Annotated in this window: 9 protein-coding genes and 2 pseudogenes; 2 read left to right on the top strand and 9 right to left on the bottom strand. The window is 62.2% G+C overall.

The annotated features are described in order from the left end of the window. Both VOI29_RS18460 and VOI29_RS18465 read right to left on the bottom strand, forming a co-directional pair. Positions 1-476, bottom strand: a pseudogene (locus tag VOI29_RS18460) (TraG); the annotation flags it as partial. A gap of 753 nt (positions 477-1,229) precedes the next feature. Then, positions 1,230-1,403: a hypothetical protein gene (locus tag VOI29_RS18465; protein WP_323781991.1), complete on the bottom strand. Its 174-nt coding sequence runs from the start codon at positions 1,401-1,403 to the stop codon at positions 1,230-1,232. Positions 1,404-1,832: 429 nt separating this feature from the next. Here VOI29_RS18465 and VOI29_RS18475 point away from each other — a divergent pair, with 429 nt between their 5' ends. Next, the gene (locus VOI29_RS18475; protein ID WP_323781996.1) at positions 1,833-2,627 is read left to right on the top strand and encodes an HAD-IIB family hydrolase; all 795 of its coding nucleotides are present in this window, start codon (positions 1,833-1,835) and stop codon (positions 2,625-2,627) included. Next, a complete protein-coding gene (locus VOI29_RS18480; protein WP_323781999.1) occupies positions 2,620-3,840 on the top strand; it encodes a glycosyl transferase in 1,221 nt (406 codons plus the stop codon). The genes VOI29_RS18475 and VOI29_RS18480 overlap by 8 nt, the downstream gene beginning before the upstream one ends. Positions 3,841-3,850: 10 nt before the next feature. On the opposite strand, the gene VOI29_RS18485 is transcribed toward VOI29_RS18480, so the two are convergent. The 7 genes and pseudogenes from VOI29_RS18485 to VOI29_RS18515 form a co-directional block, all read right to left on the bottom strand. After that, positions 3,851-5,596: a sugar phosphorylase gene (locus VOI29_RS18485; RefSeq protein WP_323782003.1), complete on the bottom strand. Its 1,746-nt coding sequence runs from the start codon at positions 5,594-5,596 to the stop codon at positions 3,851-3,853. A 113-nt stretch (positions 5,597-5,709) separates the two neighbouring features. After that, the gene (ureG, locus tag VOI29_RS18490) at positions 5,710-6,339 is read right to left on the bottom strand and encodes an urease accessory protein UreG (RefSeq protein ID WP_323782006.1); all 630 of its coding nucleotides are present in this window, start codon (positions 6,337-6,339) and stop codon (positions 5,710-5,712) included. Beyond that, on the bottom strand, positions 6,336-6,983 hold the full coding sequence (locus VOI29_RS18495; RefSeq protein WP_323782008.1) for an urease accessory protein UreF: 648 nt from the start codon (positions 6,981-6,983) through the stop codon (positions 6,336-6,338). Before VOI29_RS18495 ends, ureG begins: the two co-directional genes overlap by 4 nt. Then, positions 6,973-7,470: an urease accessory protein UreE gene (gene ureE, locus VOI29_RS18500; RefSeq protein WP_323782011.1), complete on the bottom strand. Its 498-nt coding sequence runs from the start codon at positions 7,468-7,470 to the stop codon at positions 6,973-6,975. The genes VOI29_RS18495 and ureE overlap by 11 nt, the downstream gene beginning before the upstream one ends. A 31-nt stretch (positions 7,471-7,501) precedes the next feature. Then, the gene (locus tag VOI29_RS18505; RefSeq protein WP_323782014.1) at positions 7,502-7,726 is read right to left on the bottom strand and encodes a DUF1127 domain-containing protein; all 225 of its coding nucleotides are present in this window, start codon (positions 7,724-7,726) and stop codon (positions 7,502-7,504) included. 149 nt (positions 7,727-7,875) lie between these two features. Next, on the bottom strand, positions 7,876-9,585 hold the full coding sequence (gene ureC, locus VOI29_RS18510) for an urease subunit alpha (RefSeq protein WP_323782016.1): 1,710 nt from the start codon (positions 9,583-9,585) through the stop codon (positions 7,876-7,878). Between the two features lies 1 nt (position 9,586). Continuing rightward, positions 9,587-9,892 (bottom strand): annotated as a pseudogene (locus tag VOI29_RS18515) (urease subunit beta). Between the last annotated feature and the right edge of the window lie 333 nt (positions 9,893-10,225).

Consider the following 10,225-nt stretch of genomic DNA (forward strand, 5'->3'; position numbering starts at 1 on the left):
CCAGTCTTCGAGCCTTTGCCAAAGCGCTTTTCGTAGCCGCGCCATTTCCGCCTGGACCAGGCTTTCAGCTCATTGGCCGTAACCAGGCGGGCGCCCCGGATATGCTCTTCCTCCTTCAGCGACCGGCCGACCATGGCGAAGACAGCGAAGGTGAAGGCAAATGCCGCAGCGGCGGGCAGAAGCGAGAAATAGAGAAAGCGCCAGGCATTTGCCGCGTAAAGCTCATAGATATTGCGTAAATCGGGGTCTGCATAGATCTGTCCAGCGGTGCGCTTCACGCGAAGTCCGCCGAGATTCACATAGTTGAGTTCGCGGAGTTCAGTGCCGCGCTGTTCGACGTTGAATTCCGCAATCCAGTAGATGCCGGTGAGCCGCACCTTATCCAGCTCGTAGTTCAGGGCGACCAGGACCAGAAATGTGATGGTGAAGGCGGCGGCGGCCATTGAGGTGCTGTACTTGAGCACCTGCGTTGCCATGCGGGTCCAGTGTTGTGTTGTCTGGCCGCCTCTGACAAGCTGGGTATGTCCTTTGTTGCCCATGACGTATTCCCTCGTTTCTTTGCAACGCGAGCCTTCCGACAGCTCGGGACATCCGCGGCACCTCGCAAATTGTTGTTTCCAAACGGCAATAGACAGGGTGCCGCGGCCCAGATGTCTCCTGGGCCGCGCTGAAAGCGCTCTGCGCTATAAGTCCGATTATGTTAAATAAGTCAGCCTATCTGACCTAAATTCCGCCCGCTAAGCGTTCGGCTGGCAGCAACTGGGCTGTAGCCTTTTGTGTCATGAAGAGATCAATCTCGAAGAATGCTGTATGAAAAAATTCCTGCTGGATCTGTCTAAGAATTCAGGAGCCGCGGTGAAACTCGCTAAATCTGCCTCATCAAAAATGGGGCTGTGATCTTGGAATGCTCGAGCAAAAACACGCAGAGACCGAAAGCGCCATTTTCAGAAGCCGTTTCTAGGGTCAGAAACCTGTCCAAACTGGACATCAACGAGGGCTTGTTCAGTATTGCTGACCGGGAGCACGGATGAAACGAGCATTCGGCTCCTACTGCGGTTGCCGTCATGATGCACGGGACGGTACTTTTTTCAGCGTGAAGTGAGAAAATCTAAGGGCCTGAAATGAAGCCAGAAAGATGATCTCAGGGCGGAGTTCAAAGAAGGAACACAGGACAAACGATTTGCAAAGTGGTGCTATTGAACAGGTCGCAAGACGGACTTCTTGTAAGGTTATAAGGCACGCTCCGCAGGCCGCAGCGACAGCGCAAGGCTTTGGTCATCCGGCGGCAGGTTTGTGAGTTCTCGCAGCGCATCGCTGATTGGAAGCGGCTTCAGCACGTCTGCCAGCAGCGCTTCGTCTCGCTCCGCAAATGCCCGGCTTAGCCGCTCTTCCGCCGCGTTCACAATACCGGGGTCTGTCCTGTTATCTGCGAGGCAACTGGGCGCGTTCTGGCATCGGGCACTTCTGCAAACGGCAGGATCGGCCATCCGCAAAATGAAGATCAGTGCGGCACACGCCGCAGGCCTCGACCATTATCAGAACGTCCCAAGGCTCCGGTTCCGGCTGAGGATCGTTCTCCAGGCAGAGCGACTCGCGGGCCTACCGGAACATCATTGCGCGCATCTTGCACCTTTTCCGGGAAAGAATACCCCGATTGAGCATTCCTTAAGTGATTAGGATCAAGCTGCCCTGTCGGCTTGGGCCCAGGCCTGCGGATGAAAAAAGCCCGAACTTTAGGCGGGCAGCAGAGAAGCGAACAGGATTTCAGCAGCCGCGCCTGGCCTAGCTGCGGAAATCTCTCCATCCCAGCGCGGCCAGACTATACTTGGCACATGACGCTAGCTGTCCCGCTTCTCGTATTCTCTGATCTCGATGGCACCTTGTTGAGACACGAGGACTATTGCTGGGAGCCCGGCCGCTCGGCGCTGTCAGCGCTGAAGGAGGCCGGGGCGGGTGTCATTCTGGCCACCAGCAAGACGGCGGCTGAAGTTGCTCCGCTGAGGCGTTCTATGGGTCTCGGGAGATGGCCTGCAATTGTCGAAAACGGCGCCGGGCTGCTCGGGGCGGGAGAGGAGACCGCCTCGCAAAGCAGCCGGTACCCAGACCTGCTGGACCGGATTGCAGTGCTGCCGCCTGGCTTCCGCGGCTTTGGGGCGATGTCCGATCACGAGGTTGCAGATCTTACCGGCCTCACGCTCGGGTCAGCCCCGAATGCCCGGACCCGGGACTTCAGCGAACCTGGTGTCTGGCAGGGCACGGAGGCGGACCTCGGCCGGTTCCTGAAGGCGGCTCAATCTGCCGGTCTGCAGGCGCAGCGCGGCGGGCGGTTCCTGACGCTTTCCTTCGGCGGCAACAAGGCCGACAGGCTGCGGGATCTGGCAAGGCTCTATTCCGCCGGGCTGACCGCGGCCCTTGGCGATGCGCCGAATGACGCCGCAATGCTGCAGGCCGCGGACGTCGGATTTATCGTCAGCAACCCGCACGGGCCGGATCTGCCGCCCCTGCCGGGGGAAGCGGAAGGGCGCATCCGCCGTACCGAACTTGCCGGTCCTGCCGGCTGGAACGCCGCGGTCCTCGGTCTGCTGCAGGACCTTAATCTGATCAAGGAGGAAGCAAGCGATGGCTGACTTTCACCAGAACGGAAACATCACCACGCTGCACAATCTGCGAACGCGCAGCCTTGAGGACCTGACGCATGAGCTCACGGTCTACGCTAAAACCAGGCGCATCACCCTGATCCTGCCCTGTCTTTATTCCGAGCTGGAAGGCCCGGCGCTGGAGAACATCGTGGAAGAGCTGGCACAGGTGCCTTATTTGCACCGTATCATCATCGGATTGGACCAGGCGGACGAGGCGCAATTCCGCCACGCGCGCAAATTTTTCGCCAGGCTGCCGCAGGATCACATCGTGATCTGGAACGACAGCCCGCGGATGCATGTGCTGGAGGCTCGGCTCGGTACCTTGGGACTCGCCCCGCAGGAGCCAGGCAAGGGCAAGAACGTCTGGTCCTGCATCGGCTATCTCCTGGCCTGTGCCGACAGCGCGGTCATGGCGATCCATGACTGCGACATTCTCACCTATGACCGCGAGATGCTGGCGCGGCTGGTCTACCCGGTTGTCAACCCGGGGTTCTCCTACCAGATGTCCAAAGGGTTCTATCCGCGGATCGGGGCGGGCAAGCTGAACGGGCGGGTGACCCGCCTGCTGGTAAGCCCTCTTCTGATTGCCCTGAAGCGCGTGGTCGGCGACCGTGACTACCTCGACTACCTGCGCAGCTTCCGCTATCCGCTGTCGGGGGAATTCGCGATGCGGACCCATGTGCTGGCAGACCTGCGCATCCCTTCGGATTGGGGCCTGGAGGTCGGTGTGCTGTCCGAAGCCTGGCGCAACCTGGCGCCGAAATCGGTCTGCCAGGTCGAGATTTCCGACGCCTATGACCACAAGCACCAGGAATTGTCGCCCGAGGATGCCTCGCGCGGCCTCAGCCGCATGTCCACCGACATCTGCAAGGCGATCATCCGCAAGCTGGCGGCGGACGGCACGGTTTTCACACCAAATGTGTTCAGAACGCTCAAAGCGACCTACTACCGGTCGGCGCTGGATCTGCTGGAGGGCTATCACAGCGATGCCAAGATGAACGGCTTGTCAGTCGATCGCCATAATGAAGAAAAGTCGATCGAGCTTTTCGCTGAGAACATTCTGCGTGCAGGCCATATTTTCCTGGAAAACCCGCATGAAACGCCCTTTATTCCGACCTGGAACCGGGTGCATTCTGCCGACCCGGATTTCTTGGCGGATCTCAAGGCTGCGGCAGTTGCTGACCAGGACGAGTTCGCCTGATCCGGCCTGATCAGACCCTGTTGCTGATCCAGCGGCATTGGTAGGGCGCAAAGGGAATTTCAGGACCAGCCGGTGCAATCCGCTCTCCGGTTATCAGGTCGGTCCAATCGTCGCCTTCGATCAGGTTGATTGCCGTGGGGCTGACGGTCACGGTGTCTTTGCTGACGTTGTGCAGCGCAAAAATGGATTGGTCCCGGTCGAGGCTCTGCCGCCAGATCCCGAACAGGCGCTCGTCCAGCGCCAGCGTGAACTGCGTTGCGTTGGGGTGAAAAGCCGGCTGACGGCCGCGGAGCTTCAGCAGGCGGCTCATCTCCCCCAGCACCCGCGACTGGTCCGAATGCGGATCGTCCAGCCGCTCAAGCAGATCCGGGTAATGCCATTGGTGCCGGTTGATGGCACGGTTCATGCCGCGCCGCTCGACGGCCTCGTGATCGTTCGGGGTCGCCAGCAGCGAATGAACATAGAAGGCCGGGATGCCCTCAAGCGACATCACGATGGTCTGGGAGCACAGAAACCTCGGGATCTGCAGCGCATCCTCGCCCGGGAAGGTGCAGCGCATCGCCTCGAAATAGGAGCAATTCAGCTCGTAGGGCTCCTCGCCGCCCCCCGGTTTGGCCCGCATCGACACCAGCCCGCCGGCCTGCCGCGCGGCGTCTATCATCCGCGCCCTTTCTTCCGGCGGCAGAACACCTTCGGCGGGGCGCATGCCGATGCCGTCATGGCTGGCGGTGAAGTTCAGGTAAGCACAGCCCAGCTGCGCCGGCGGCATCGCCGATTGCCAGCGGTGCAAGTAGCGCGCGGTCCCCGACTGCATGGCGTGCAGGATCAAGGGCGGCAGCGGGAAGTTGTAGATCGCATGCGCTTCGTTCCGGTTGCCGAAGTAACTCAGGTTTTCGCTGCGCGGCACATTGGTTTCTGTCAGCAGCACAACTGTTTCGGTCGCATAGTCGCACAGCAGCCGCATCAGCTGCACGATGGCGTGGGTCTGCGGCAGGTGGATGCAGCGGGTGCCTGCCTGCTTCCAGATGAAGGCCACCGCGTCCAGCCGCAGGATCCGCACCCCCTTGCTGATGTGCAGGCGGATGATGCCCAGCATCTCCAGCAGCACGTCCGGGTTGGTGAAGTCGAGGTCAACCTGGTCATGGGTGAAAGTGCACCAGACATGACGGGTTCCCCTGCGGGTCTCGACGGCCTGCAGCAGCGGCGTGGTACGCGGGCGCACTGCCTGTGAGAGGTCGTCATCAGGGCTGGCCTCATAGAAGTAGCGGTCATAGGGGGCATTGCCCTGGCGGTACTCATTGAACCAATGGCCCTGGCTGGACACGTGATTGAGCACCAGATCTGACATCAGGTGGAAATGCGACGCGATCCGGGTGATGTCCTCCCAGTCTCCCAGCTGCGGGTTCACAGCCCGGTAATCGGTCACCGCAAAGCCATCGTCCGAGGTATAGGGAAAGAATGGCAGGATATGGACGCCGTTGACCACCCCGCGCATACGGCTGAGCAGGAAATCGTACAGCACGTCCAGCGGTTTGTGGCTGCCATCCTGCAGCGAGTTGCCATAGGTGATCAGAACCGCGTCGCGCTCGGACCACAGCCGGTTGCCCGGCCTCCGGCCGCGCTTGCGGCGGTGCGTGCCCTCGGGCCAGAAGGCTGAAACGACCCGTGCCGCGAGCTGCGCAGTGTCGTGGTCCGGGTATATTTGCTGCAGCAGCCCGGCCAGTCGTGCGTCGAATGCGGTGGTTACATGGGTCACTTGCAGTCACAGCTCCTGTCTAATGCTCCGGACAAAACTCTCCGGCACGGTCCGATGTTTTCGCAGCCGGGCCAGGGCTGTCAAATGCCGGCGGGGCGGCAGCGGGAAAACCGCTACAGCGGGACCGCGAAAGTAAGCCCGCCGATTGCACAAAGATGGCGGACAATCTCGGCAATCCCCTTGCCGTGCCGCACGCTGGTGAACACGGTGGGGAGCGATCCGCGCATCCGCGCGGCATCACGCGCCATCACGTCGAGCGATGCACCGACATAGGGCGCCAGATCCGTCTTGTTGATGACCAGCAAGTCAGAGCGGGTTATCGCCGGTCCTCCCTTCCGCGGGATCTCTTCACCCGCTGCGACGTCGATCATGTACAACGTCACGTCGGCCAGCTCAGGGCTGAAGGTGGCAGAGAGATTGTCGCCGCCGCTTTCGATCAGCACGATCTCCACATCCGGATGGCGCCGCTCCATTTCTGCCACCGCGGCAAGGTTGATCGAGGCATCCTCGCGGATCGCAGTATGGGGGCAGCCGCCGGTTTCAACCCCGATCACCCTGTCCTGCGGCAGCACCTGCATCCGCATCAGCGCCTCGGCGTCCTCTTGGGTGTAAATGTCATTGGTGATCACCCCGATCGAGTGATGCGGCGACAGACAACGGGCAAGCTGGGCGGTCAGCGTGGTCTTGCCCGCGCCGACAGGGCCGCCGATGCCAACCCGCAATGGACCGTGGGGAGAAGTCATGACCGGAAGATCCTTGAATATTGTGTTTCATGAACCATCGAGGCGACATCCGCAGCAAAACAGGCGCTGGAGAGGCTGGACAGGTCCGAAGTGAGCGCGTTCTTCGCTGCATCGGATACCTGCGGGCCAAGGTTTTTCAGAATGCGCTGGCCTTCGATCTGGCCAACCGGAAGCAGCCGCTGGGCCGCTGCGACCTGATTGGAAACGAATGCGTGCGTGAACATCTCCAGCGTCAGGTCCAGCGGCAGCCCATACATGCGGGCGGCGCGGCCGACCGCCACCGGATAGGTCAGATCACGCAGGTTGTCGCCCCAGACTTCGGACGTAGCCCGGCAAAAGGCAGTTCCCTGTTCGACCGTTTCGGCCAGCCGCTCCCGGGAGGGAGCAAAGGCGCGGGCGGTGGCGTCCACTGCTGCCAGCGCGGCCTTGTCTTCGGCACGGCAGGCGGCGGCCAGCAGAATTGCATCTGCGCGGCCACTGCCAAACAGCAACAGATCACCCAACCAGGCTTCCAGCCCTGCCCCATCGGTCACCTCCTTGCGGGCAACCGCAGCTTCCAGCCCGTGGGACCAGGCGAAGGCGCCAACCGGATAAGCCGGTGACAGCCACTGCAGCAGCACCACTGGTCCGGTTTCAGTGCTCATGGCCGTGCTCCCGTCCGTGATGCAGGGAATGGCCGTGTTCATGGGAATGGGTCCGCCCGTGGCCGTAGGCACCGCCTTCGGGGGTGAAGGGTTCCGTCACCTCTTCCACTGTAGCGCCCAGCTGAACCAGCATTGCGCGGATCACATGGTCCCGGCGGATCAGCAGTCGGATACCTTCGATCTGGCAAGGGGTATGGCGATTGCCGATATGCCAAGCCAGCCGCAGCAGCCCCGTTCCGGTGATCTGCAGCAGCGGCTCGGCAGCGGCGACGACGGCGATTTCACCGCCGTCCTCCAGAACCAGCACGCCACCGTGCTCCAGTGAAGTGGTCTGAGCAAGGTCAACCAGCAGGCGGCCGCCGCCTTCGGTCTGCAGCACCTTGCGGCGCAGGAACCTGGCTTCGTAATCCAGCACCACCCGGTCCACCGGGGCGGCGGCATGAGCGTGGCCATGATATGCCCGGGCAGTCAGCACAGGCGCGTTCATCCGTACGCTCCTGTGCCGAAGGCCAACGGCCTCAAATGTAGAACCTGTCCGAGAATATATGGTGCACGATGTCCTCGCGCCTCAGGCCCCGTTCGGCCAGTTCCTCGTCGCTCATCGCGTTCAACTGCCGCACGGCACGCATGCGTGAATCCGCTTCCGCAATAGCGACCAATGCATTGCCCGCGGCTGCAAAACAGCGGCGCAGGATGCCCGCTAACTCCGGCCTGGCGGTGATGATGTGTGAAATTGCTACCATTGGAGATCACTCCTTTTCCAGTGAACTCCTCCCTCTGAGGCAAAGGGTATGCCCAGCCGGCAGCGCGGGCCAGGTTTTTCGCCGCCTGGTTGCGGCGAACGTGGCGCGGTGCTGTGACTTTACTCATGTTTTTCTCCCGGTGCTCAATTTCAGTACAGGAAATAACGCTGGGCCATTGGCAGTTCCGCGGCAGGACGGCAGGTCAGCAGCTCGCCGTCCGCCCGCACCTCATAGGTTTCCGGGTGGACCTCCATCCGCGGGGTCGCGGCATTGAGCTTGAGTGCGGATTTGCCGATGCCGCGGGTGTTTTTCACTGCCACGGTCTGTTTGGCCAGCCCGAGGCTGCTGCGGATGCCCGCAGCTTGTGCCGCCTCCGACACGAAGGTGACAGCGCTATGTTCGACCGAGCGACCATAGGCGCCCCACATCGGCCGGGAATAGACCGGCTGCGGTGTAGGGATCGAGGCATTGGGATCACCCATCTGGGCGCAGACGATGGTGCCGCCCATCAGGACCATTTCAGGCTTCACGCCGAAAAACGCCGGGTTCCACAGCACCAGATCGGCGCGCTTGCCCGCTTCGATGGAACCAAGCTCGTGACTGATACCATGCGCTATCGCCGGGTTGATGGTGTATTTCGCCACGTACCGGCGGACGCGGAAGTTGTCGTTCCCGCCGCTCTCCTCCGCCAGGCGCCCGCGTTGTTTCCTCATCTTGTCTGCGGTCTGCCAGGTGCGGATGATCACCTCGCCGACCCGGCCCATGGCCTGGCTGTCCGAAGCGATGATCGAGAACGCGCCCATGTCATGCAGGATATCCTCCGCCGCGATGGTCTCGCGCCGAATGCGGCTTTCGGCAAAGGCCACGTCTTCGGGGATCGACTTGTCCAGATGGTGGCAGACCATCAGCATGTCGAGGTGTTCCTCGACCGTATTGACGGTAAAGGGGCGCGTGGGGTTGGTGGAGGACGGCAGCACATGCTCCTCGCCGCAGATCCTGATGATGTCCGGGGCATGGCCGCCGCCGGCGCCTTCGGTATGAAAGGCGTGGATCGTGCGGCCCTTCATGGCCTTCACGGTGTGCTCGACAAACCCGGATTCATTGAGCGTGTCGGTGTGGATCATCACCTGCACATCCATCACATCGGCAACGCCGAGGCAGCAGTCAATGGCGGCGGGCGTGGTGCCCCAGTCCTCGTGCAGCTTCAGCGCGCAGGCGCCGGCGTTGATCTGTTCCTCCAGTGCGGCCGGAAGCGAAGCATTGCCCTTGCCCGCAAAGGCGAGGTTCATCGGGAAGGCATCCGCAGCCTGCAGCATGCGGCCGATGTGCCAGGGGCCGGGCGTGCAGGTCGTTGCCAGCGTGCCATGCGCCGGGCCGGTGCCGCCGCCAAGCATGGTGGTGATGCCCGAATGCAGCGCGTCCTCGATCTGCTGCGGGCAGATGTAGTGGATGTGACTGTCAAAACCGCCAGCCGTCAGAATGCGCCCCTCGCCCGCGATCACCTCGGTTCCAGGGCCGGCGATGATACCAACACCCGGCTGGGTGTCCGGGTTGCCCGCTTTGCCGATGGCGGCAATGCGCCCGTCCTTAAGGCCAACGTCGGCTTTGTAGATGCCGGTCCAGTCCAGGATCAGCGCGTTGGTGATGACGGTATCCACGGCCCCCTCGGCGCGGGTAGCCTGCGCCTGCCCCATGCCGTCGCGGATCACCTTACCGCCGCCGAACTTCACTTCCTCGCCATAGTTAGTGAGGTCGCGCTCCACCTCGATGATCAGATCGGTGTCCGCCAGCCGCAGCCGGTCGCCGGTGGTGGGGCCGTACATGGCCGCATAATCGCTGCGCGGGATCTGTACCGGCATGTCAGAGTGCTCCCATGACTTTCTGGTTGAACCCGAACACCCGGCGCCTGCCGAGGATCGGGATCAGCTGCACCTCGCGCCGCTGCCCCGGCTCGAACCGCACGGCGGTGCCCGCAGCAATGTCGAGCCTCCGGCCGCGGGCCGCCTACCGGTCAAAATCCAGCGCCGGATTGGCCTCGGCAAAATGGTAGTGACTGCCCACCTGGACCGGCCGGTCGCCGGTGTTGGCAACCATCAGAGTGGTGGCTTCGGCGCCTGCATTCAGCGTCAAGGTGCCTTCGGCCGGGAACAGCTCTCCCGGGATCACTTCCGCCTCCAGGCCAGAACTGCGCCTGCGGCAAGCGCCGCCAGCCCTGCAATGCCAAGCCAGAGGCCGGCCCCATGCGGATGAACGTGTGCTCCGCCATGAGCCAGGGCGGGACCCGCCGCAAGGGCGGTAACCGCGACGGTAACGGGTAGTGGTTGCATCGTGCTTTCTCCTGTCTTGGGGTGGTCCGCGGCGCCCGGGACCGGGCGGGGGTTCAACGGATATGTACGAGAAGGGCGACAAGCGCGAGGTGCCGGATTTCAATGTGTTCTTCCGTCATCATGCGACCTATCCGTTCTACTCCGATGCGATCTGGTTCCTGACGCAGATGCG

This window comes from Leisingera sp. (assembly GCF_034669605.1).
Taxonomy (GTDB): Bacteria; Pseudomonadota; Alphaproteobacteria; order Rhodobacterales; family Rhodobacteraceae; genus Leisingera.

Bases quoted from the DNA above. Each gene is read 5' to 3' on its own strand.
- VOI29_RS18495 (WP_323782008.1), bottom strand. From the start codon at position 6,983: ATGAGCACTGAAACCGGACCAGTGGTGCTGCTGCAGTGGCTGTCACCG.
- ureE (WP_323782011.1), bottom strand. From the start codon at position 7,470: ATGAACGCGCCTGTGCTGACTGCCCGGGCATATCATGGCCACGCTCAT.
- VOI29_RS18505 (WP_323782014.1), bottom strand. From the start codon at position 7,726: ATGGTAGCAATTTCACACATCATCACCGCCAGGCCGGAGTTAGCGGGC.
- VOI29_RS18475 (WP_323781996.1), top strand. From the start codon at position 1,833: ATGACGCTAGCTGTCCCGCTTCTCGTATTCTCTGATCTCGATGGCACC.
- ureG (WP_323782006.1), bottom strand. From the start codon at position 6,339: ATGACTTCTCCCCACGGTCCATTGCGGGTTGGCATCGGCGGCCCTGTC.
- ureC (WP_323782016.1), bottom strand. From the start codon at position 9,585: ATGCCGGTACAGATCCCGCGCAGCGATTATGCGGCCATGTACGGCCCC.
- VOI29_RS18480 (WP_323781999.1), top strand. From the start codon at position 2,620: ATGGCTGACTTTCACCAGAACGGAAACATCACCACGCTGCACAATCTG.